At 38.7% G+C, this 22,520-nt stretch carries 20 protein-coding genes, 1 tRNA gene and 1 other annotated feature; of the genes, 13 read left to right on the forward strand and 8 right to left on the reverse strand.

The annotated features are described in order from the left end of the window. Positions 1–6: 6 nt before the first annotated feature. Together hfq and rluC are read right to left on the reverse strand one after the other, a co-directional pair. Complete coding sequence (gene hfq, locus QP437_RS09210; RefSeq protein WP_049364479.1) at positions 7–291, reverse strand: RNA chaperone Hfq; 285 nt, start codon at positions 289–291, stop codon at positions 7–9. 86 nt (positions 292–377) lie between these two features. Then, positions 378–1,358: a 23S rRNA pseudouridine(955/2504/2580) synthase RluC gene (gene rluC, locus QP437_RS09215; protein WP_285267639.1), complete on the reverse strand. Its 981-nt coding sequence runs from the start codon at positions 1,356–1,358 to the stop codon at positions 378–380. A gap of 427 nt (positions 1,359–1,785) precedes the next feature. Here rluC and rne point away from each other — a divergent pair, with 427 nt between their 5' ends. Both rne and QP437_RS09225 read left to right on the forward strand, forming a co-directional pair. After that, complete coding sequence (gene rne, locus QP437_RS09220; protein WP_285267640.1) at positions 1,786–4,599, forward strand: ribonuclease E; 2,814 nt, start codon at positions 1,786–1,788, stop codon at positions 4,597–4,599. 155 nt (positions 4,600–4,754) lie between these two features. Continuing rightward, positions 4,755–4,844: transfer RNA gene (locus QP437_RS09225), tRNA-Ser, on the forward strand. Positions 4,845–4,911: 67 nt separating this feature from the next. On the opposite strand, the gene priC is transcribed toward QP437_RS09225, so the two are convergent. From priC to gloA, 4 genes are all read right to left on the reverse strand, one after another. Beyond that, positions 4,912–5,493, reverse strand: a complete 582-nt coding sequence (gene priC / locus QP437_RS09230; RefSeq protein WP_285267641.1) for a primosomal replication protein PriC — start codon at positions 5,491–5,493, stop codon at positions 4,912–4,914. A gap of 38 nt (positions 5,494–5,531) precedes the next feature. Continuing rightward, positions 5,532–6,884: a Na+/H+ antiporter family protein gene (locus tag QP437_RS09235; RefSeq protein WP_285267642.1), complete on the reverse strand. Its 1,353-nt coding sequence runs from the start codon at positions 6,882–6,884 to the stop codon at positions 5,532–5,534. 104 nt (positions 6,885–6,988) lie between these two features. Then, positions 6,989–7,116 (reverse strand) — a sequence feature (His leader region). 117 nt (positions 7,117–7,233) lie between these two features. Beyond that, positions 7,234–7,923 (reverse strand): ribonuclease T, encoded by a 690-nt coding sequence (rnt, locus tag QP437_RS09240; RefSeq protein ID WP_285267643.1) that lies wholly within the window; start codon positions 7,921–7,923, stop codon positions 7,234–7,236. Positions 7,924–7,997: 74 nt separating this feature from the next. Beyond that, complete coding sequence (gene gloA / locus QP437_RS09245) at positions 7,998–8,405, reverse strand: lactoylglutathione lyase (protein ID WP_049356445.1); 408 nt, start codon at positions 8,403–8,405, stop codon at positions 7,998–8,000. Between the two features lie 167 nt (positions 8,406–8,572). Between gloA and QP437_RS09250 the strand changes: the two genes are divergently transcribed. Continuing rightward, positions 8,573–11,212, forward strand: a complete 2,640-nt coding sequence (locus QP437_RS09250) for a GDYXXLXY domain-containing protein (RefSeq protein WP_285267644.1) — start codon at positions 8,573–8,575, stop codon at positions 11,210–11,212. Positions 11,213–11,279: 67 nt separating this feature from the next. Here QP437_RS09250 and cmoA read toward each other — a convergent pair whose 3' ends face one another. Then, positions 11,280–12,005: a carboxy-S-adenosyl-L-methionine synthase CmoA gene (gene cmoA / locus QP437_RS09255; protein ID WP_111326570.1), complete on the reverse strand. Its 726-nt coding sequence runs from the start codon at positions 12,003–12,005 to the stop codon at positions 11,280–11,282. Positions 12,006–12,189: 184 nt separating this feature from the next. On the opposite strand from cmoA, the gene aspS reads away from it, so the two are divergent. The 9 genes from aspS (at position 12,190) to ruvB (ending at position 20,123) form a co-directional block, all read left to right on the forward strand. Next, positions 12,190–13,956: an aspartate--tRNA ligase gene (gene aspS / locus QP437_RS09260; RefSeq protein ID WP_285267645.1), complete on the forward strand. Its 1,767-nt coding sequence runs from the start codon at positions 12,190–12,192 to the stop codon at positions 13,954–13,956. 80 nt (positions 13,957–14,036) lie between these two features. Then, a complete protein-coding gene (locus QP437_RS09265; RefSeq protein ID WP_285267646.1) occupies positions 14,037–14,417 on the forward strand; it encodes a hypothetical protein in 381 nt (126 codons plus the stop codon). A gap of 323 nt (positions 14,418–14,740) precedes the next feature. Beyond that, entirely contained in the window at positions 14,741–16,009 is a 1,269-nt protein-coding gene (locus tag QP437_RS09270; RefSeq protein WP_014064903.1) for an NRAMP family divalent metal transporter, read from the forward strand. A 101-nt stretch (positions 16,010–16,110) separates the two neighbouring features. Further along, positions 16,111–16,569, forward strand: a complete 459-nt coding sequence (nudB, locus tag QP437_RS09275) for a dihydroneopterin triphosphate diphosphatase (RefSeq protein WP_285267647.1) — start codon at positions 16,111–16,113, stop codon at positions 16,567–16,569. A 47-nt stretch (positions 16,570–16,616) separates the two neighbouring features. Next, positions 16,617–17,357, forward strand: a complete 741-nt coding sequence (locus tag QP437_RS09280; protein WP_005697071.1) for a YebC/PmpR family DNA-binding transcriptional regulator — start codon at positions 16,617–16,619, stop codon at positions 17,355–17,357. 17 nt (positions 17,358–17,374) lie between these two features. Then, entirely contained in the window at positions 17,375–17,809 is a 435-nt protein-coding gene (locus QP437_RS09285) for a hypothetical protein (protein WP_285267648.1), read from the forward strand. A gap of 50 nt (positions 17,810–17,859) precedes the next feature. Continuing rightward, on the forward strand, positions 17,860–18,432 hold the full coding sequence (gene ruvC, locus QP437_RS09290; RefSeq protein ID WP_005697069.1) for a crossover junction endodeoxyribonuclease RuvC: 573 nt from the start codon (positions 17,860–17,862) through the stop codon (positions 18,430–18,432). A 58-nt stretch (positions 18,433–18,490) separates the two neighbouring features. Then, on the forward strand, positions 18,491–19,102 hold the full coding sequence (gene ruvA / locus QP437_RS09295) for a Holliday junction branch migration protein RuvA (protein ID WP_285267649.1): 612 nt from the start codon (positions 18,491–18,493) through the stop codon (positions 19,100–19,102). Positions 19,103–19,115: 13 nt separating this feature from the next. Beyond that, positions 19,116–20,123, forward strand: a complete 1,008-nt coding sequence (ruvB, locus tag QP437_RS09300) for a Holliday junction branch migration DNA helicase RuvB (protein ID WP_041918230.1) — start codon at positions 19,116–19,118, stop codon at positions 20,121–20,123. 55 nt (positions 20,124–20,178) lie between these two features. Here ruvB and QP437_RS09305 read toward each other — a convergent pair whose 3' ends face one another. Continuing rightward, positions 20,179–20,490, reverse strand: coding sequence for a DUF5339 domain-containing protein (locus QP437_RS09305; RefSeq protein WP_049368010.1), 312 nt, complete (start codon positions 20,488–20,490; stop codon positions 20,179–20,181). Between the two features lie 458 nt (positions 20,491–20,948). On the opposite strand from QP437_RS09305, the gene QP437_RS09310 reads away from it, so the two are divergent. Further along, complete coding sequence (locus QP437_RS09310; protein ID WP_049370505.1) at positions 20,949–22,514, forward strand: cytochrome ubiquinol oxidase subunit I; 1,566 nt, start codon at positions 20,949–20,951, stop codon at positions 22,512–22,514. The last annotated feature ends 6 nt before the right edge of the window (positions 22,515–22,520 follow it).

Raw genomic sequence — 22,520 nt, forward strand, 5'->3', positions numbered from 1 at the left:
ACAGAATTATTCTGCTTGTGTTTCTACTTCCGCTGCAGCGTCAGAAGTTTGTGCTGCATGATGACCGCCGTTATTATTGTGGTGAGAAACAGAACGTGCTGGAACCACAGTTGAAATAGCGTGTTTGTACACCATTTGATTAACAGTGTTTTTTAATAAAATCACGAATTGGTCGAATGATTCGATTTGACCCTGTAATTTAATCCCATTAACGAGATAAATCGAAACAGGAATACGTTCACGGCGTAACGCATTCAAATAAGGATCTTGTAATGATTGTCCTTTTGCCATTTTGCTATCCTTTGTTGTTATATGTTAATTAATGATAGAAACGAGTTGTCTCCATCACCAAATATAGCAATAAACATTTTTCTTGTCTATGGGTTTATCTCTTTGCTTTCACGCAGTTTTTTCAGAATTGTTTTCATTTTTTCATCTAGTTGTGCATTGAAACGTAATGTTTCGCCTGTTTTAGGGTGTTCAAAGCGAATGGAAAATGCATGTAAAAACAAACGATTGAGTCCGAGATCTTGCATATATTTATCGAATTCTTTATCACCGTATTTATCATCCAGCGCAATCGGGTGACCGGCATATTGGGTATGAACTCGGATCTGATGGGTTCGTCCCGTTACAGGGGATGCTTTCACTAAGGTCGCATTTTGATAGCGTTCTTCAATAGCAAATCGTGTTTCTGAAGGTTTACCTTGCTCACTGACTTTAACGATGCGTTCACCACTGGCCAATTCATTTTTTAATAAAGGGGCTTGCACGACTTTTACATGAGATTGCCATTGTCCACGCACGAGCGCGAGATAATCTTTTTGTACTGTTTTAACACGAAGTTGTTCGTGTAAGTTGCGTAAGGCAGAGCGTTTCTTCGCCACCAATAAAATGCCCGATGTATCTCTGTCTAAGCGATGAACCAATTCTAAAAAGCGTGCTTCAGGACGTAATGCACGCAAGGCTTCAATCACGCCAAAATTCAAACCACTCCCGCCATGAACCGCAATGCCAGAAGGTTTGTTCAATACTAATAAACAATCATCTTCAAAAAGAATATGGCTTTCAAGAGAGGCGACTTTATTCAAGTTTTTAGAAATTGGGGCAGTATTTTTTTCAGAAACACGAACTGGTGGTACACGCACCACATCACCATTTTGTAATTTATATTCAGGTTTGATTCGCCCTTTGTTCACACGCACTTCGCCTTTACGCAGAATGCGATAAATCAAACTTTTTGGCACACCTTTTAATTTTGCCAATAAATAATTATCAATGCGTTGTCCTGCTTCATCCTCAGAAATGGTGAGCATTTTGACGGATTGATTGATGATTTTTTCTTGTTTTTCAGTCATTGAATCTGTCCTTTAAAAATTGGGCTGAATCATATCACAATATCCCTGGTGATAATAGCAAGAATGCCTTGCTAATTTAGCCCCGAATGTGGATAATAGAGCGTCTTTCTGCGCCTAAAATTTGGCATTTAGAAAGCGATTTTGTATGTTGGTCAAAACTCAATGCAGCGAATGGCATAAGACATTGATAATCAACATATTTTTCTTGAAGGTTAACGCTTCCTTGCAATGCGTAATTAACACACCACATTGTTTTACGAAAATTGTCTTAGATAACAATTGAGTATGCTATCAATGCACCCAGCAACACACAGTCGTGAGATTGACTGTTCGCGAGAAACACGAGGTCGATGGCTAAGGTCAGTCAATCTGTAAAGTGCGGTTAATTTTCAAGGTATTTTAGATAATTCAAAACGAGAAATTGACAATGAAAAGAATGTTAATCAATGCGACTCAAAAAGAGGAGTTGCGCGTTGCGTTGGTCGATGGCCAGCGTTTATTTGACTTGGATATTGAAAGTCCGGGTCACGAACAGAAAAAAGCGAATATTTACAAAGGAAAAATAACTCGCGTAGAGCCGAGTTTAGAAGCTGCCTTTGTGGATTATGGTGCAGAGCGCCATGGCTTCCTTCCTTTAAAAGAAATTGCCCGTGAGTATTTCCCTGCTGATTATGTGTTCCAAGGTCGTCCAAATATCCGTGATATTTTGACTGAAGGCCAAGAAGTGATCGTTCAGGTGAACAAAGAAGAACGCGGCAATAAAGGCGCAGCCTTAACCACTTTTGTTTCCCTTGCCGGTAGTTATTTGGTGATTATGCCAAACAATCCGCGTGCAGGTGGTATCTCTCGCCGTATTGAAGGTGATGAACGTATCGAATTAAAAGAAGCATTGAGTTCTTTAGATGTACCAGAAGGCGTTGGCCTTATCGTGCGTACTGCAGGTGTAGGTAAATCACCAGAAGAATTACAATGGGACTTGAAAGTACTTTTACATCATTGGGAAGCGATCAAACAAGCTTCACAAAGCCGTCCGGCACCGTTCTTAATTCACCAAGAAAGTGATGTGATCGTTCGTGCGATCCGTGATTACTTGCGTCGTGATATCGGTGAGATCTTAATTGATAGCCCGAAAGTATTTGAAAAAGCGAAAGCGCACATCAAACTTGTGCGTCCAGATTTCATCAATCGTGTGAAATTGTATCAAGGTGAAGTGCCGTTATTTAGTCACTATCAAATCGAGTCACAAATTGAATCAGCCTTCCAACGTGAAGTGCGTTTACCTTCTGGTGGTTCAATTGTCATTGATGTGACAGAAGCGTTAACGGCGATCGATATCAACTCGGCGCGTTCAACGCGTGGTGGTGACATTGAAGAAACCGCATTAAATACGAATCTTGAAGCCGCAGATGAAATTGCTCGTCAATTACGTTTACGTGACTTAGGTGGGTTAGTGGTTATCGATTTCATTGATATGACACCTGTTCGTCACCAACGTGAAGTTGAAAACCGTATTCGTGATGCGGTACGTCAAGACCGTGCGCGTATTCAAATCAGCCGTATTTCTCGCTTCGGCTTGTTGGAAATGTCGCGTCAGCGTTTAAGCCCGTCATTAGGAGAATCTTCTCACCATGTTTGCCCACGCTGTCAAGGTACGGGTAAAGTGCGTGATAACGAAAGTTTATCACTTTCTATCTTACGTTTAATCGAAGAAGAAGCGTTAAAAGAAAACACCAAACAAGTACACACTATCGTGCCTGTACAAATTGCGTCTTACTTACTTAACGAAAAACGTAAAGCCGTTCATAGCATCGAAAAACGTCATGATGTTGATATTATCGTCGTGCCAAATGAAGCGATGGAAACGCCACATTTCAGCGTATTCCGTGTTCGTGAGGGCGAAGAGCTAAATGAATTAAGTTATAACTTAACGAAATTCCATGATGCACAAGACGATACATTTGTACCAGAAGAGTCTCTTGTTTCTCGCAATATCGAAACGGCAGCAGTGACCTCTGAGCAAGTGATGGAAAGTGCCGCAGTATCTCTATCGATCCCAACGGCTGCACCAGCACCAGTTGAGCGTAAATCAGAAGAACCGTCATTGTTTGCAAAAATTGTTGCCGCAATTAAAGGTTTATTTGCTTCTGAACCAAAAGAAGAAGAGAAAAACCAAAATAACCGCAACAATCGTAATAGCAATCGTAATAATCGTCGTAATCAAGATCGTCGTAATAATCGCCGTTCTCGTAATAACGAAAACAACGATAATGCGAAAAATACAGATGAAGAAAATGCGCGTCCAACTCGCGAGCGTGTAAATAATCGTCGCAATCGTCGTAACGCGAATGAAGAAGTGACATCTGAAAGTGCGGTTAATTTTGCTAATGTTTCTGATGATAATCGTCAAGAGGAAAAAGCAGAGAAACCGGTAGCAGAGCGTCGTCAACGTCGTGATTTACGTAAACGTGTTCGTATTGATGACAATGCAACTGATGTAAACGAGAATGTTATTGAAGCGGTTGAAGTACCCGTTGTTGAGACTGTTCAAAATGAAGTGGTTGAAAACAATGTTGCTGATAATGCTGAAGATAAACCACGTCAAGAACGTCAGCGTCGTACTCCACGTCATTTACGTACATCGAATAATCAACGTCGTCGTCGTAATGAAGTGAAGTCACCAATGCCATTATTTGCGGCAGTTGCTTCACCTGAATTAGCAAGCGGTAAAGTATGCATCGATTATTCTGCTGTGAATGCAGCGAAAGAAAGCAATTTCTTATCTGTGGATGAATTGCTTGAGCAAGAAAAAACGAAAAAAGGTGTAATTACCCCGGCAACAGGTATTGTCGTGGAAGAGAAATCAGTTGAAGCACAACCAGCGTTAGATTTCATTACTCAACCGGCAAATGAAGCGGTTCAACAGAAAGTGCAAGAATCATTAGAACGCTTGCATCATAAATCAGAACCTGTCGCTCAAGTTGCAACGACAGAAGTTGAACCACAAGAGAAAACAGAATTTGTTCGTTCTTATGTGTTCACTGGTCGTGCAGGTACCATTTCAGCGGTGCAACACACTAAAGCAGCGATGACATTAGCTAAAGCACCAGATGAAGAGTCTAAACCATTCGCAATTGTAGAATGGACGGAGTCTCGCTATTACTTTAACGGTAAAGGCGCCGCAGGCCATCATAGTGCAATTAGTCATATTTATTCTGAAGCGACACAAGCAAAAGCAGAGTAATATCTCAATAATAAAAGCGGAGCCAGTAGGTTCCGTTTTTTATTTTGTGTATTTTTAAAACATAGTGATTTAAAAGTAGTCAGTCAGATAATTTTTTTATTTTCTTGCTTGACGGGGTGGGGGAAAAAACGTATTATTCACCTCGCTTAAATCACGGAGGAATGGTCGAGTGGTTGAAGGCACCGGTCTTGAAAACCGGCGAGGGTTTACGCCCTCCGTGAGTTCGAATCTCACTTCCTCCGCCATCAAATTCAAAAATCCCTAAATCGAAAGATTTAGGGATTTTTACTTTTCAGTCTATTAAAAAATATCTTATTTTTTGACCGCACTTTCTTGGGCCTCTTTAAAGGCAAGGTATTCTTCTAAGGTCTCAATCGCTTCTAAACATTTTTGACGACGCGTTAAATAAATTGTTGCTGTTTGCTTATGCATATCTCGTTGAATATCTGTTTGTGCCGTATCCGCTTGTGCTTTAGCTTCTTCGTATTTTTTCGTGAGTTGCTGCAAGGCTTCATAATATTTCTCTAAACGCTCTCTTGGAGGGAGGCGATGAATGCTATGTTGTGATTTGCTACTTGCAACTTGGGGCTCTGCTATTTTCGGTTTAATGGGCTTTTTATGCTTGCGATTCATGGCTTCAGTCAATGCGGTACATTGCCCTAAAAGATGTTCTGCCATAAATACAATTTGTTCTTCATTTTGATGAGGAGTTTTACATAGCTTAGTTAAGCTTTGTTGGATTTCTTTGAGATAAAAACCGACGGTTTCAAAATCTTCGGTAAATAAAGTGCGGTTAAATTTCGCATTGATTTTTTTATCAGAGTCAGTTTGATAGGCTTGAGTCAGTTGCTGTACTTTTTGCTCGAGCGCATTGAGTAATGATTGAATAGACATAAAAAATCCCCGCATAATGTATGCAGGGATTATAACGATTAAAGGGTCATGGCTGCAATCCAACCGAACGCTAATAATGGGATATTGTAGTGAATAAAGGTTGGTACAACAGAATCCCAAATGTGGTCGTGTTTACCATCTATATTCAAACCGGATGTTGGCCCAAGTGTTGAGTCAGAAGCCGGTGAACCCGCATCTCCTAATGCTGCTGCTACACCTACGATAGCGACTGTCGCAAGTGGTGAGAAACCAAAAGAGAGACAAAGTGGTACATAAATTGAGGTGATAATTGGTACAGTTGAGAAAGAAGAACCAATACCCATGGTAATTAATAACCCAACGAGTAACATTAAGAATGCCGCAACGCCTTTACTTTGAATCGCACCGGTTGAAAGTGCATCAACTAACTCTTTCACACCGCTTGTGGTATTAATCACATTAGCGAAACCAGACGCTGCAATCATAACAAAGCCGATCATAGCCATTAAACGTAAGCCTTGTTGGAAAATATCGTTACTTTCCTTGAGTTTGAAGATACCGAATACACCGAAAATTGTTAAACCGACTAAACCACCAATAATTGTAGAGCTTGTGAAAAGCTGTGTAGCAAAAGTCGCGACAATAGCAACCGCACTTGCGGTAATTTGAATAGGTTTAATATTTGCAATGTGTTGTTCAATTTCAGTTGTAGTTGGTTCTGCCGTTGTCACAACATACTCGCGCGGTTTGCGATAGGTAACAAATACAGCAGTAAGTAAACCAAGAATCATACCTGAAACAGGGATAAGCATAGCAAGAGAAACTTCACCTACACTAGTTTGTAAGCCGAGTGATGCACCAGCAAGATTGATATTTTTAACTAAAACGCTTTCAATAAAGATTTTACCGAAACCGACAGGTAAGATCATATAAGTTGCCGTTAAACCGAAGGTAATAATACAAGCGACTGCACGACGGTCGATTTTTAAACGGTTAAAAATAGAAAGTAACGGCGGCACAACAATCGGGATAAACGCAATGTGCACTGGGAGTAAGTTTTGGGATGAAATAGCGAATAAAAGTAAAATACTCAGTAGCGTATATTTAAACCAAGCTAAATTTTTTCCGGTTGGTGTTTTATTCATTCGGGTAATGATTTTGTAGGCAAGCAAATCAGTGATGCCAGATTTTGAAATCGCAATGGCAAACGCACCTAACATGGCATAGTTCATCGCTACTTCAGCACCACCACCTAAGCCTCCAGTAAAGGCTTCAATGGTTTTTCCTAAACCTAAGTCACCACACAAGCCTGCAGTCAGAGCCGAAATCACCAGTGCGATAACCACGTTTACGCGCAGCAAGCTTAACGCCAGTAGCACGACAATTGAAATAACAACGGGATTCGATAACATATTGTTGTTCCTTATTGATTAATTAAAAGAAAAAGGTCGCATAAAAGAAAATTGATTTAAGGTTAAATGTCGCATAGTAATAAACTCCTGTAAATTAATAATAAAACAAAAACCCCTCGAAAGTTGCCTTCCGAGGGGTAAGATTTTTTTGATCTTTATCTTGTCAGCTCGGAAGAAATCTTCCAAGCACGCCAACAGCCTGAAAGATTATTCAGTTGAATGGCGATGATGGTGACGAAGGATAAAGTTCATTTGAAACTCTCTTATTTAGATAACTAAATTGAATTACTTCTTAAAATACGGTAAAGCGAAAATGATTGCAAGTTTTTTTTCTAAAAAATTTTAAAAATTAAAGTGCGGTCTGATTTTCATCTGTTTTTTCCGCTTCATCTGTTTGAGCAATATGTGGGAAACCACCAAGATCTTTTAAATGATTGACCATATAGCAAAATAATTCTGCGGTACGTTCAGTATCATATAGCGCAGAGTGTGCTTGTTTGCCATCAAAAGGAATTTTTGCCGCTTGGCATGCTTTGACGAGTACCGTTTGCCCAAACATAAAACCGGCAAGCGTTGCCGTATCAAACATCCCAAAAGGGTGGAATGGATTGCGTTTTACACCAGTACGTTCTGCCGCAGCCATGACAAAGCTTTGGTCAAAAGCCGCATTATGTGCCACGATGATAGAACGCTGACATTCCGCATCTTTTTGTCCACGACGCACCATTTGGAACAATCCCGTGATCGCATCTAATTCAGATACGGCACCACGCAATGGATTGTGAATATCAATCCCATTAAATTTGAGTGATTCCGGATTAATATTCGCCCCCTCAAATGGTTCAATATGAAAATGGCATTTTTGATCAGGTTGTAAATTGCCATTATCATCCATTTTTAAGGTGATTGCTGCAAGCTCTAAAAGCGCATCTTTTTTTGCATCGAATCCCGCTGTTTCCACATCAATAATGACAGGAAAGTAGCCGCGAAAACGATTTTTTAATTGGTGGTGATAAGGAATTTCTTGAGAATTGGACATATTGTATCCTTTAAAATAAATAACGCAGGTAACCCTGCGTTATAAAAGAGCGAAAAAATCAACCGCACTTTTAATTAATTGCCTAGACCAGATTTTGAGCTTTTATTTTCGATAAATTCAATTTTATAGCCATCTGGATCTTCAACGAAAGCAATAACGGTTGTACCACCTTTAACAGGGCCTGGTTCACGAGTCACTTTACCACCACTTGCACGAACTGCTTCACAAATAGCATAAATATCATCAACGCCGATAGCAATATGTCCATACGCAGTACCCTGTTCATATTTATCTACGCCCCAGTTGTATGTTAATTCAATTTCTGCAGCGCTTTCGCCATCTTCGTAACCTAAAAATGCAAGCGTATATTTATATTCTGGGTTTTCACTCGTACGCAATAAACGCATACCTAAAACATCTTGATAAAATTTAATAGAGCGGTCTAAATCACCTACTCGAAGCATTGTGTGTAAAATTTGCATGTTGTTCTTCTCCATTATCTTTAGGCTAAAAATTCTACCATAAAATGCAATGTGGCGCGAATTAATCTTCGAAACTCGGGTAAATCACATTACATTTTTTAAGTTATTTATTTACCTTACTATTATGCTAAGATAATACTGATCTTTTTATAAAAAGGAAAAAATGAATGAATACAACTGGCCTTTTTAATCTTTCTTGGCAACGTTATTTAAATTTACTGTTTTTATTATTAACCGTAGGTTTTTTAACGAGTGGCGTAATCACGTTAATTGCAGCTAATTTAGATTATTTTTCTGATTTAGCCAAAATTTATGGCTTACAAACATTGCTTGTGGTGACAGTGGTATTAGGTATTTATTGCTTTATTCGAGAGAGTCGTCGACAAGCCAAAGAAAAATTAAAGTGGAAGACATATAGCCTCTTTTTTGTTGTTTCTGTCTTGATTGGTGCTTTATTTGCCTTAGTCGGCCAAACCTATCAAACGGGGGCCGATGTATGGCAGTTATTTGCTGTTTGGACACTTTGCCAACTTCCATTTTTATTATTATTTCCGAATGTGGCCTCTGCATTATTATTTGCTGCCACCGCCAATGTTGCGTTTTATTTATTTAATGAACAAAACTCGCATAACTCAATGTGTTATGCCGTGTTGATTAATGCTGGATTACTGGTGATATCGGAATTATTCAGTAAAACTTTTCATGACCAACATTGGCGCATTTTACCCAAAGTATTTCTAGTACTGACTTTTGCCAGTTTATTCGGTTTAATAGTAATTTATGATGTGTACTTTTATGCTTATGCTTGGGGTGAGCTTGGTCGTTCATCACTCAGTTCTTTGCTAATTGCTATTCCTGCCTTAATCGCACTTTATGTATATCACAAATATCGCTTTGATTTTATTAATTTAATTATTTCAGTCCTAGCCTTACTTGGCGCTTATTGCTTTTTGGCATCTATTTTGATTCGTGGTGTAGAAGAGGGGGTGGTTTTAGGATTAATTGGCTTTACTTTCACTGTCATGGCAATCAAGTGGTTAGTGAAACGCTATAAACAAGAATATCCAAATAATAAGAGATTCCATTGGGCGATTTCAATATTATGGGTGGTTGCCTTATTGATAGCTGTCGTTACTATAGGCGTTTGGTTCTTTTTTGCTTTAGGTTTATCAGAATCTGGTGCATTAATCTTTGGTATTCTTTTATTTGGTATAGCTTGGGCGATTACCTTAAATAAAGATAAAAATGAATACACTACAATTTTAGCAGGTTTATTTTTTCTAATCGCAAACAGTTTTTTAGGATTCTATTTGCTTGTTAAATTTGATGATTTTTTTCTTTTATTAGGATATGAATTTAGCGAGGATTCAAATTTCGGTATCTTTATCTCCGCACTGATTTTTCCAGTTATTATTATCGTTAGCTACAAATTGATGCCGAATTCTTTAGTGAGAATTCTTCTGGTTACCCAGCTTCTCGTTTTTTGGCAAATTTCCTATAATCTATATTTCCATAATTACAGCTTGAATAACACATGGTTTAATAACGCATGGTTTAATAAAATCCAGCTCCTGAGTTCGATTGTACTCTTTTATTGGGTCATGCGACCTAATCAATCAGCGCGAATTCATTTAAAGCCTATTGCCTGGGGAACAGTATTATTCTCTCTATGGATCTCTGTGCCGTCGTATATGACGATTCCTTGGGTAGATTATGGCCTTATTGATACAGATGTTTCAAGTGATGTCATGCCAGCAGACTCGATGAGTCTTGATAATGTGTTGCAAGTTTTAAGTGGACAATTTTGGTCACACTTCCAGTTTGATGTTAGCCATATCTTATATTTAATTGTCTGTGCATTACCATTAATTGTCTATGCACTAATGAATAAGCATAGTGAATCCAAACACACAGAAGCAGTGTTAATTTTATTAGTATTAACCTTATTTGCATTAGGCTTTGTTGGGATACCCGTCATTTTATATTTAACAGCGTTATTATTGCTTGTTTATTGGACGGACAGCCGTGCGTTCTTCGGTCTTTTGGTATTTGCCTTTGTTGTTTATTTAGGTGGGTTCTATTACCAATTAAGCATCCCATTACTCTATAAAGGGGTATTGCTAGTAAGCTTTGCCGTTATTTTTGCGATTGTTACTTTATTCTTGCATGCACGTTATAAAGCGCCTTCACAAAGTGCGGTCGAAAACCATTCTGTTTTTAAAGCACCGATTTGGCTTGTTGGCGTCTTTGTGATTGCGTTATTGGGGGCGGTGAACTATAAAGTACAGCAATTTGAAGATGTGCTGGCTACCGGTAAGCCTGTTGTCTTAAAAATCGCCCCTGTGGATCCTCGTTCATTGATGCAAGGGGATTATATGGTATTGAATTACGCTATTTTATCTGAGTTTCAGCAAAGTCAGGTTTTACCTGAATCGAATGAGTCTCTTGAAACTAGTGAGTCTATTGATGCTGGTGAAGCTAATGAAACCACTGAAACCACTGGTATAGATGAATCAAGTCCTTCGGGGAAAAAAGCTTATATCCTTGTTCATCTTGATAAAAATCATGTTGCGACATTTTGTGAGGAGCAATCAGAGATACCAACAGATTTTAAACATTGCACACCAAATGTTTATTTACCAATTCGTTATAAAGGTGGTCGGCTTCCTAAATTACCAAGCCAAGACTATTTCTTTGCGGAAGGGAAAGGTGAACATTATGCACAAGCAGAATATGCAGAGTATCGCTTTAAAGACGGTATTTTGTTGCTAGCTCGTTTATTGGATAAGGATTTAAAAGGGCTATAAAGCATTGGTGACAAATAAGGGCGTATTTGATACGCCCTTATTTTTTAGATTATTGATTGGGTTATGATTATTTCACTGCAATCATTGACCCAAAATTAAAACATTGGAACCATAATTCGACGTGTGAAAATCCGATGTTTTTTAACCGCTCTTTGTGGATATTAATCGAGTCAGTACGCATTACATTTTCAAGTGCGGTGCGTTTTTGGCTCACTTCAAGCTCACTGTAACCGTTAGCACGTTTGAATTGGTGGTGGAGGTCAATAAGCAACTCATTCACTTTTTCATCTTCAAAACGGAATTTTTCAGAGAGCACTAATACACCATTTGGGTTTAAACCTTGGTAGATTTTGGTGATCAAGGCTACACGATCTTCCGGTGGTAAAAATTGCAATGTGAAGTTGAGCACTACCATTGAGGCGTTCTTAATTTCAATTTGACGAATATCATCGCAAAGAATTTCTACGGGTACATCACTATGATAAGCCGCAACGTGCTGACGGCAGCGTTCCACCATTGGCAAAGAATTATCGACACCGATAATTTTCACATTCGGTTGTTTAATATTACGTCGCATAGAAAGAGCTGCCGCACCGCGTGAACAGCCCAAATCATAGACTTGGCTGTCTGCAGTCACAAAACGCTCAGCCAACATACCAATCGCCGTGATAATGTTGGAGTAGCCCGGAATCGAGCGTTGAATCATATCGGGGAACACTTCCGCCACGCTTTCATCAAAAGTAAAATCGCCCAGTTTTTCGATCGGGGCTGCAAAAATTGTATCTTTCATCATGATTGAGTTCTGTTGTTGTATTGAGAGGGCATTTATTTAGATAAAATGCAAAAAACTGCGGTCATTTTAGTGAAAGTTTTTAAAGGATCAAATAAATTTCGCTTTTCAATTTAAAAGGCATGTCTTTTTCCGTATAATCAACGTGTTAATTATCCATTTTTAGAAAAATGAAAGGAATATAGAAATGATGCGTACACATTATTGCGGTGCATTAAACCGCAACCATATTGGACAAGAAGTAACATTAAGCGGTTGGGTTCACCGTCGTCGCGATTTAGGTGGTTTAATTTTTATTGATATGCGTGATCGCGATGGTGTCGTACAAGTTTGTTTTGACCCGAAATATCAAGAAGCGTTAACTGCAGCTTCGAGCTTACGTAATGAATTTTGTATTCAAATTAAAGGTGAAGTAATCGCGCGTCCTGATAATCAAGTTAATAAAAATATGGCGACAGGCGAAGTAGAAGTATTAGCGAAAGAATTACGCATCTACAATGCTTCTGACGTTTTACCATTAGACTTCAACCAAAATAACACCGAAGAACAACGTTTAAAATATCGTTATTTAGATTTACGTCGTCCAGAAATGGCACAACGTTTGAAAACCCGTGCAAAAATCACCAGCTTTGTGCGTCGTTTTATGGATGACAATGGTTTCCTTGATATTGAAACCCCAATGCTTACCAAAGCAACGCCAGAAGGTGCGCGTGACTATTTAGTGCCAAGTCGTGTACATAAAGGCAAATTCTATGCATTACCTCAATCACCACAGCTTTTCAAACAGCTTCTCATGATGTCTGGTTTTGATCGTTATTATCAAATCGTAAAATGTTTCCGTGATGAAGACTTACGTGCAGACCGTCAGCCTGAATTTACCCAAATCGATGTGGAAACTTCTTTCTTAACTGCGCCAGAAGTACGTGAGATCATGGAACGCATGGTACACGGTTTATGGCAAAACATCATTGGTGTGGATTTAGGTAAATTCCCACAAATGACCTGGCAAGAAGCGATGACTCGTTTTGGTTCAGATAAACCAGATTTGCGTAACCCGCTTGAATTAGTTGATGTGGCAGATATCGTTAAAGATGTTGAATTTAAAGTATTTAATGAGCCTGCAAATAATCCAAACGGTCGTGTGGCAGTCATTCGTGTACCAAATGGTACTGAAATCACTCGTAAACAAATTGATGAATACACACAATTTGTGGGCATTTACGGTGCAAAAGGTTTGGCTTGGGCGAAAGTAAATGACATTAATGCTGGTCTTGAAGGCGTACAAAGCCCGATTGCGAAATTCTTAAATGAAGAGGTATGGAAAGCGTTAGCTGAACGCGTGAAAGCTCAAACTGGCGATATCTTATTCTTCGGTGCAGATAAATGGCAAACCACGACGGATGCAATGGGTGCGTTACGTTTGAAATTAGGTCGTGATCTTGGTTTAACTCGTTTAGATGAATGGCAACCGCTTTGGGTAATTGATTTCCCTATGTTTGAACGTGACGATGAAGGTAATCTTGCTGCAATGCATCACCCATTCACTTCACCAAAAGATTTCAGCCCAGAGCAATTAGAAGCCGATCCAACAAGTGCGGTAGCAAATGCTTACGATATGGTGATCAACGGCTATGAAGTAGGTGGTGGTTCTGTGCGTATTTTCGATCCAAAAATGCAACAAACGGTATTCCGCATTCTTGGTATCAACGAACAAGAACAACGCGAAAAATTCGGTTTCTTGTTAGATGCATTAAAATTCGGTACACCGCCACATGCTGGTTTAGCATTTGGTTTAGACCGTTTAACCATGCTTTTAACAGGCACTGAAAATATCCGTGATGTGATTGCATTCCCGAAAACAACAGCCGCAGCTTGTTTAATGACTGAAGCGCCAAGTTTTGCGAATCCACAGGCATTAGCTGAGTTGAGTATTGCAGTGACTAAAGCTGAGTAGTTTCTGTTTTTAAAATCGACCGTAGTTTTACGGTCGATTTTTTGGTTTATTAAGTTATAGGTGTTATTGCAAGGTATAAAATGGAACGCCCAATATCTGTAAGTGTGATTGCTTTGTTATACATACTGGGGGGAGCTAGTGATTGCTTTTCCCTACTTTTTTCATTATTTGAAGAAACATTTAGTTTAAGTTTCGATCAGATTTTGAGACTATACCTAATAAATTTTGTTCTGGGTGTATTAATTTTTCTTACAGGTATTAAATTGCTTGAAGGGCAAAATAGTGGTCGGATCTTATTTATAATATCAGCTCTTTTATATATTGTGTGGAGCTGGATTAGCTACGGTCTTGACTCAACTTTATTTATTGGCTCAGTCGTTCGCTTAATTGTGTTTGGATTAATTCTCTATCGACCAAGTGTAAATAAATATTTTACTCAAACTTCAAAAGTGTCAGAGTAGAGGGGACTTGTTTCTCATGACTATTCTAGTTTTTAGTATCTAGTATGAGCTAATACGATATAAGTGCGGTCAAAAATTCAACTGATTTTGACCGCACTTTCTTTTTATTGAAAAAATTTTATTCACTTAAATACATCACTTTTTTGGTATGAATATGATGTGGTTTTATTTGTTTTGAAATTATATCCTGAAATTTAAAAATAATTAGATTTTTACACTTTTATTCTTCTTTAAATGGAACTTTATTTACTTTACTCAAGGATAAAATTCTATTATAAATAAGGCCTTTTTCGATTTATGATTAATTTATAAGAGAACATTTTATGAGTGAAGTTTCAACTCCAGTAGAAAAATCAACATGGGCGAGTAAATTCTCTGCCTTAGGTCCTGGCATCGTGATGGCATCAGCAGCTGTTGGTGGTTCGCATATTATTGCATCCACTCAAGCGGGGGCGATCTATGGTTGGGAATTAGTGAGCATTGTGATTCTTGCTAACTTATTTAAATATCCTTTCTTCCGTTTCGGTGTTCAATATACCCTAGATACCGGTAATACCTTGTTAGAAGGTTACCGTCAAAAAGGGAAGTTCTACCTTTGGTTATTCCTTGCTTTAAACGTTTTTGCCACAGTAATTAATACTGCTGCAGTAGGATTATTAACGGCAGCAATTTTAACCTTCATTACGCCAATTCCACTACCGATGCCAGTATTAAGCTCATTAGTGATTCTTGTGACAACCGGCATTTTATTGTTGGGTAAATACCGTTTATTAGATAGCTTATCGAAAATCATCATGATTGCTTTAACGGTAACAACCGTGAGCGCTGTCGTGATTGCTTTTATGCGTAATGGTATCAATGGCGTAGCCACACCTGATTTTGTAGCGCCTTCTCCATGGGAATTAAGTAAATTAGCGTTTTTAGTGGCCTTAATGGGCTGGATGCCTGCACCAATTGAAATTTCTGCTGTTAACTCTATGTGGGTGGTGGCAAAACGTCGTCTAACGAAAGTATCTTATGAAGATGGTTTATTTGACTTCAACGTGGGTTATATCGGTACAGCAATTTTAGCTGTCGTATTTTTAGCGCTTGGTGCATTGGTACAATATGGTTCTCCAGAAACCGTAGAGATGGTTGGCGGAAAATATATCGCACAACTTATCAATATGTATGCAAGTACTATTGGTGAATGGTCTCGCTTATTAATTGCAGTAATTGCGTTCATGTGTATGTTTGGTACAACAATTACAGTAATTGATGGTTATTCTCGTACTAATGTTGAATCTTTGCGTATCTTATTCGGTAAACAAGAAAGCTCTGTGAGAATTCTTAATATCGGTATGATTTTTGCGGCGTTATCTGGTTTAGCGATTATTTTCTACTTTAATAATGCAGTAGGCCCAATGCTGAAATTCGCGATGATTGCTTCATTTGTTTCTGCACCAATCTTTGCTTGGTTGAATTTATCTTTGACTAAGCATGCGAAACACAGTGTAAAAGGCGGATTATTGTGGTTATCCCTTATCGGTTTATTCTACTTAACAGCCTTTGCAGGATTATTTATCGCCCAACAAGCTGGCTGGTTAAACTAAAATAATTGAGATAATTACCGCACTTTAGTTTTAAAGTGCGGTAATTTTTTTGAAAGTTTTTAGTAGAAAAGGTATGATGCTGTCCATTCTCAATCATGTAGATGACGAGCTTGAAATATAAAAATAATCAATCGGTTCTCGTGGTAATTTATGCGGAAAGCACGCATCGTGTTCTAATGCTTCAGCGCCAAGATGATCCCAGTTTTTGGCAATCCGTTACGGGGACACTGGAAACCAATGAAACACCAAGAGAAACAGCAATTCGAGAAGTTTGGGAAGAAGTAGGATTAAAAATAGAAGAAAATTCGACCGCACTTTTTGATTGTAAAGAGAGTATAGAATTTGAAATTTTCCCACATTTCCGCTATAAATACGCACCGAATGTGACTCACTGTCATGAAAATTGGTTTTTATTGGCAGTTGAGCAGGAATTTAAACCGATATTAAGTGAGCATTTGGCGTATCAATGGGTTTTACCAGAAGATGCGATCCAAATGACGAAATCACCGAATAATGCCGAGGCCATCAAAAAATATTTGATGAACGGCTTTCCTCTATAGAAGAGGATTTCATTTAAAAACGTTTTTAAGATAAGAAGGAAAACAACATGGCAGGCCATAGTAAGTGGGCAAATATTAAACACCGTAAAGCAGCACAAGATGCGCAACGCGGTAAAATTTTTACAAAATTAATTCGTGAATTAGTCACTGCGGCAAAAATTGGTGGCGGTGATGTAAGTGCGAACCCGCGTCTACGTGCGGCAGTAGATAAAGCCTTATCGAGCAACATGACTCGCGACACCATTAACCGTGCGATTGAACGCGGTGTGGGTGGTGGTGATGACACCAATATGGAAACAAGAATTTACGAAGGTTATGGTCCGGGTGGAACTGCTGTGATGGTTGAGTGTCTAAGTGACAACGCAAACCGAACCATCTCACAGGTTCGCCCAAGTTTTACTAAATGTGGTGGCAACTTAGGGACAGAAGGTTCTGTGGGCTACTTATTCAGCAAAAAAGGCTTGATTTTAATTAGCCAAGGTGAAGAAGATGCGTTAATGGAGGCGGCAATTGAAGCCGGTGCGGATGATGTTCAACCGCAAGATGATGGATCATTTGAAATCTATACCGCGTGGGAAGATTTAGGTTCTGTGCGCGATGCAATCGAAGCAGCAGGATTTAAAATTGATAATGCAGAAGTGACAATGATTCCATCAACAACAGTTGATCTTGATCTTGAAACTGCGCCTAAATTGTTGCGTTTAATTGACATGTTAGAAGACTGTGACGATGTACAAAACGTATATCATAACGGTGAAATTAGTGATGAAGTTGCAGCTCAGCTGTAATTTTAAGGAGATTTAGAATGAAATTAGCTAAAGTATTACCTGCAATGGCCGCTCTTGTTGTTTTATCAGCTTGTGCAAGCGAAGCACCAAAAGTGGAAAATAAAGCAGAGCAAACTGCAGCACCTACTGTAACGGATAAAACAGTAGTTTATACTTGTAACAAGAAAACTGTAACTGCAGTTTATCAATTCGAAAACCAAGAGCCAACAGCGGCAATGGTGATGGTGGGTAACAAAGTTATCGCGAAAGATTTTGCTCGTGATGCAGCTCAAAAAGACTTCACTTCATTTACTTCAGGCAAATATGTTTGGAACGTAGATAGTGGTTTAACTTTAGATAAATTTGATTCTGTTGCGCCAGTAAATCTTTTAATCAAAGACAAAAAAGCAGATAAAATTGTTGTGAAAAACTGTGATGTAGATGCAAAAGCAACTGCAAAAGCAAACCAATAATTAACGCTAAAAACGGCCGGCATTGACCGGCCGTTTATTTTTGAGAATTTATGAGTATTATTTTAGGCATTGACCCAGGTTCTCGTGTAACAGGCTATGGTGTGATTAGACAAAATGGTCGGCATTTAGAATATCTCGGTAGTGGAGCAATCCGCACGCAGGTAGAGGATTTACCTACACGCTTAAAACGAATTTATGCTGGCGTAACAGAAATCATCACACAATTCCAGCCCGATATGTTTGCCATTGAACAAGTGTTTATGGCTAAAAATGCGGATTCAGCTTTAAAACTGGGGCAAGCACGTGGTACGGCGATTGTGGCAGCCGTGAACCATGATTTACCGGTATTTGAATATGCCGCTCGTTTGGTGAAACAGACTGTCGTTGGGATTGGTTCTGCAGATAAAGTTCAAGTTCAAGACATGGTGACACGAATTTTGAAGCTTTCAGATAAACCACAAGCTGATGCGGCAGATGCTTTAGCCATTGCGATCACTCATGCTCATACCATTCAACATTCCTTGCATATTGCAGGCTCGGTCAAAACCACAGAAACACACGAAAAAATGACCGCACTTTTAAAAACAAGGTACAGCCGAGGTCGATTTAGATTAAAAATTTAACTGGATTAATATCCAGTTTTATTTTATTCTATGCAAAATTTTTTTACATGGAAATCTTATGATCGGTCGTTTAAAAGGCATCTTATTAGAAAAACAACCACCTGAAATTTTGCTTGATGTACAAGGTGTCGGTTACGAATTATTGTTACCGATGACCAGTTTTTATGACTTACCTGAAATTGGGAAAGAAACTACTTTATTTACCCATCTTGTTGTGCGTGAAGATGCTCATCTTCTTTTTGGATTTGCCCAAAAAACTGACCGCACTTTATTCCGTGAATTAATTAAAACTAATGGTGTTGGTCCTAAATTAGCACTTGCAATTTTATCTGCAATGTCAGTAGAGCAGTTTGCTTATGCTATTGAACGAGAAGAACTGTCAAAATTAGTTAAAATCCCTGGGGTGGGCAAGAAAACGGCTGAACGTTTATTGGTAGAGTTAAAAGGGAAGTTTAAAGATGTTCGCCAAAGTGATTTCTTTGTGGAGAGCAAGCATATTCCTTCAACGTCAGAATTGCGCCAAGCTGAGAGCTCAGCTGATGAAGCGGTTGCTGCGCTGATTGCGTTAGGCTATAAACCAACCGATGCTGAAAAAATGGTGAAAAAAGTGGCTAAAGCAGATTTAAGCAGTGAGCAATTAATTCGCGAAGCCTTAAAAGCCGCATTATAAAGATTAAACAGATATGATCGAAGCAGATAGAATTATTAGCAGTCAGGCAAAGATGGATGAAGATGTCATCGATCGTGCGATTCGTCCAAAGCTTTTAGCGGACTATGTGGGACAGCCGCAAGTGCGAGAGCAAATGGATATTTTTATTAAGGCGGCAAAATTGCGTCAAGATGCCTTAGATCATCTTTTGATCTTCGGCCCTCCAGGTTTAGGAAAAACGACGCTAGCTAATATTGTTGCGAATGAAATGGGTGTGAATATTCGCACCACATCAGGGCCTGTTCTTGAAAAAGCAGGGGATTTGGCAGCAATGCTGACAAATCTTGAACCCCATGATGTGTTGTTTATTGATGAAATTCACCGTCTTTCCCCAGCGATTGAAGAAGTGCTTTATCCAGCAATGGAAGATTATCAGTTGGATATTATGATCGGTGAAGGCCCTGCTGCACGCTCAATTAAATTGGATTTGCCACCTTTCACATTAATTGGTGCAACAACTCGAGCGGGTTCTTTAACTTCACCACTACGTGATCGTTTTGGTATTGTTCAGCGTTTAGAATTTTATTCCGTTGAAGATTTAACTTCTATTGTGACAAGAAGTGCCTCTTGCTTAAATCTGGAATTAGAAGATAAAGCCGCTTTTGAAGTGGCTCGTCGTTCACGTGGCACCCCTCGTATTGCAAACCGTTTATTGCGTCGCGTTCGAGATTTTGCTGATGTGCGTAATGATGGCATTATATCGGCAGACATTGCGAAGCAAGCGCTTTCAATGTTAGATGTAGATGATGCGGGCTTTGATTACTTAGATAGAAAATTGCTTACCGCAGTGATTGAACGTTTTGATGGTGGACCAGTTGGGTTAGATAACTTGGCTGCAGCAATAGGTGAAGAACGAGACACTATCGAGGATGTTTTAGAACCTTACTTGATTCAACAAGGGTTTTTACAGCGTACGCCTCGAGGCCGAATTGCGACCTCGTTAACTTATCGACACTTCGGACTTCAGAAGCCGTCAGAATAAGAGATAGAAAAAAGGACATATTGATATCAATATGTCCTTTCTTTTTGAAACCTGCTTAGTTAGTTCCTTCAGTATAGCTCTTCATGCTATTTAATCTTGCTAAACCCACATCACAGCTTTTTTGTTGAGTCGCTAATTCCATCTCGAGAATTTGCTGTTTGCTTTGATTAAGTTTACTTTTGATTTTACCTACTTGAGTATGAGTGCCAGGCTGTTTTTCTGCTTGAGCAATCAAATTTTCTGTTTCTTTAAATAACTGTGTACATTGTTGTGGAAGAGCAGCTTTGTTTTCTGTAAGAGGTGCTGCGGTAGCAGATAATGCCATAGAACCGAAAAGTGCGGTCAAAATTACGCAAATTTTTTTCATTGTAAATCCCTACAAATCTTTCCAAATATTATTAGGCTAAAAAATAGCAAAATCTTGCAGCCCTGTCTAGTGATTATTTTGTCCATTTTTTTTAAATAAAGTTTCCTTGTGATAGATAAATTTTTCCATTTTGAGCAAAAAATACAGAATTTGATGTGGATCAATTTTGTCATTGTTATGCAAAATAGGGTATTTTGTAACTTATATCAAAAAATGTGATCAAGATAACGGTTTTTTCTGTTTTTTATCCTCATAAATAGTAGTAGAATAGGGCAAATTTTTGAATATTTATACTGTAATTGGTTACTGTATTCTGTTTTGAGAATAGAAAAGGCAATTATTACGTAAATAATTCAATATTTCTTAACAATTTCTGTTGAGTAGTTTGGGGTGGTTATTTGGGGTTATCCTTGGTAATCATAAAGTGAAAATCTTGTAGATTTATACAAGGAGTTGAGATGTTAGACGTTGTTGATCTCTCACGCTTGCAGTTTGCATTAACTGCGTTATATCACTTCATTTTTGTACCATTAACATTAGGTTTATCTTTCGTTCTTGTGATCATGGAAACCATTTATGTTAAAACGGGCAAAGAAGTATATAAAGATATGACAAAATTCTGGGGTAAGTTATTTGGTATTAACTTTGCTCTAGGGGTGACGACCGGTATTATCATGGAGTTCCAATTCGGGACAAACTGGTCTTATTATTCTCACTATGTAGGTGATATTTTCGGTGCGCCATTAGCAATCGAAGCATTACTTGCGTTCTTCTTAGAGTCCACTTTCGTGGGTCTATTCTTCTTCGGTTGGGATCGTTTAACTAAAGGTAAACACTTACTCGCAACTTACTGCGTAGCCTTTGGTTCAAACCTTTCTGCGATGTGGATTTTAGTCGCGAATGGTTGGATGCAACATCCGGTAGCGGCAGAGTTTAACTTTGAAACCATTCGTATGGAAATGACCAGCTTCTTAGATCTTTGGTTAAATCCAGTTGCGCAAGGTAAATTCTTACACACATTAACAGCAGGTTATACAACCGGTGCAATGTTTGTATTAGGTATCAGTGCATTCTATTTATTAAAAGGCCGCGATATTGGTTTTGCTAAACGTTCATTCTCTGTAGCGGCAACTTTTGGTTTTATCGCTGCATCAGCGGTATTAATTATGGGGGATGAATCAGGTTATGAAATTGGTAAAGCACAACCTGTGAAATTGGCTGCAATGGAAGCTGAGTTTGATACCCATCCTGCGCCAGCGCCATTCCATCCAGTTGCGATTCCAAATACCGCTGAAATGAAAAATGATTTTGCGATTGAAATCCCTTACTTAGGTGGTTTAATTGCAACGCGTTCTTTAGACACTGAAATTGTTGGTTTGAAAGATATTCAAGCGAAAAATGAAGGTCGTGTTCGTAACGGTATGGTTGCTTATGATTTATTCACGCAATTAAAAGCAGAGAAAAAATCAGCAGGCCAAGTAAATCCTGAAACTAAAGCAAAATTTGATGAAGTCAAAGGTGATTTAGGTTTCGGTTTATTATTAAAACGTTACACAGATAAAGTTGTTGATGCAACGGATGAACAAATTAAACAAGCAGCACGTGATACTATTCCAAATGTCGGTCCTAACTTCTGGGCATTCCGTGGTATGTTAGCCGCAGGTGGTTTAATTATTTTACTGACCTTTGGTGCATTTGTTCAAAATTTACGTAACAAAGTGACTTCTTCTCGCTTATTACTTAAAGCATTGCTTTGGGGTATTCCATTGCCATTCTTAGCGATTGAATTTGGTTGGTTCTTAGCTGAATTTGGTCGTCAACCATGGGCGATTTATGAAGTATTACCGGTGGGTGTGTCTGCCTCTAACTTGAGTGTAGGTGACTTATGGTTCTCTATCGGTTTAATTTGTGTACTTTACTTCTTCTTCATTATTGCGGAAATGTATTTGATGTTTAAATATGCACGTTTAGGTCCAAGTGCATTGAAAACCGGCAAATACTATTTTGAGCAATCATCTAAATAAGCAGGA

It is taken from the genome of Haemophilus sp. UMB1048 (assembly GCF_030218125.1).
In the GTDB taxonomy this organism is placed as follows: domain Bacteria; phylum Pseudomonadota; class Gammaproteobacteria; order Enterobacterales; family Pasteurellaceae; genus Haemophilus_D.

Excerpts from the sequence above, each read along its gene's own strand:
- hfq (WP_049364479.1), bottom strand. The coding sequence starts at position 291 with ATGGCAAAAGGACAATCATTACAAGATCCTTATTTGAATGCGTTACGC.
- rluC (WP_285267639.1), bottom strand. The coding sequence starts at position 1,358 with ATGACTGAAAAACAAGAAAAAATCATCAATCAATCCGTCAAAATGCTC.
- rne (WP_285267640.1), top strand. The coding sequence starts at position 1,786 with ATGAAAAGAATGTTAATCAATGCGACTCAAAAAGAGGAGTTGCGCGTT.
- priC (WP_285267641.1), bottom strand. The coding sequence starts at position 5,493 with ATGTCTATTCAATCATTACTCAATGCGCTCGAGCAAAAAGTACAGCAA.
- QP437_RS09235 (WP_285267642.1), bottom strand. The coding sequence starts at position 6,884 with ATGTTATCGAATCCCGTTGTTATTTCAATTGTCGTGCTACTGGCGTTA.
- rnt (WP_285267643.1), bottom strand. The coding sequence starts at position 7,923 with ATGTCCAATTCTCAAGAAATTCCTTATCACCACCAATTAAAAAATCGT.
- gloA (WP_049356445.1), bottom strand. The coding sequence starts at position 8,405 with ATGCAAATTTTACACACAATGCTTCGAGTAGGTGATTTAGACCGCTCT.
- QP437_RS09250 (WP_285267644.1), top strand. The coding sequence starts at position 8,573 with ATGAATACAACTGGCCTTTTTAATCTTTCTTGGCAACGTTATTTAAAT.
- cmoA (WP_111326570.1), bottom strand. The coding sequence starts at position 12,005 with ATGATGAAAGATACAATTTTTGCAGCCCCGATCGAAAAACTGGGCGAT.
- aspS (WP_285267645.1), top strand. The coding sequence starts at position 12,190 with ATGATGCGTACACATTATTGCGGTGCATTAAACCGCAACCATATTGGA.
- QP437_RS09265 (WP_285267646.1), top strand. The coding sequence starts at position 14,037 with ATGGAACGCCCAATATCTGTAAGTGTGATTGCTTTGTTATACATACTG.
- QP437_RS09270 (WP_014064903.1), top strand. The coding sequence starts at position 14,741 with ATGAGTGAAGTTTCAACTCCAGTAGAAAAATCAACATGGGCGAGTAAA.
- nudB (WP_285267647.1), top strand. The coding sequence starts at position 16,111 with ATGACGAGCTTGAAATATAAAAATAATCAATCGGTTCTCGTGGTAATT.
- QP437_RS09280 (WP_005697071.1), top strand. The coding sequence starts at position 16,617 with ATGGCAGGCCATAGTAAGTGGGCAAATATTAAACACCGTAAAGCAGCA.
- QP437_RS09285 (WP_285267648.1), top strand. The coding sequence starts at position 17,375 with ATGAAATTAGCTAAAGTATTACCTGCAATGGCCGCTCTTGTTGTTTTA.
- ruvC (WP_005697069.1), top strand. The coding sequence starts at position 17,860 with ATGAGTATTATTTTAGGCATTGACCCAGGTTCTCGTGTAACAGGCTAT.
- ruvA (WP_285267649.1), top strand. The coding sequence starts at position 18,491 with ATGATCGGTCGTTTAAAAGGCATCTTATTAGAAAAACAACCACCTGAA.
- ruvB (WP_041918230.1), top strand. The coding sequence starts at position 19,116 with ATGATCGAAGCAGATAGAATTATTAGCAGTCAGGCAAAGATGGATGAA.
- QP437_RS09305 (WP_049368010.1), bottom strand. The coding sequence starts at position 20,490 with ATGAAAAAAATTTGCGTAATTTTGACCGCACTTTTCGGTTCTATGGCA.
- QP437_RS09310 (WP_049370505.1), top strand. The coding sequence starts at position 20,949 with ATGTTAGACGTTGTTGATCTCTCACGCTTGCAGTTTGCATTAACTGCG.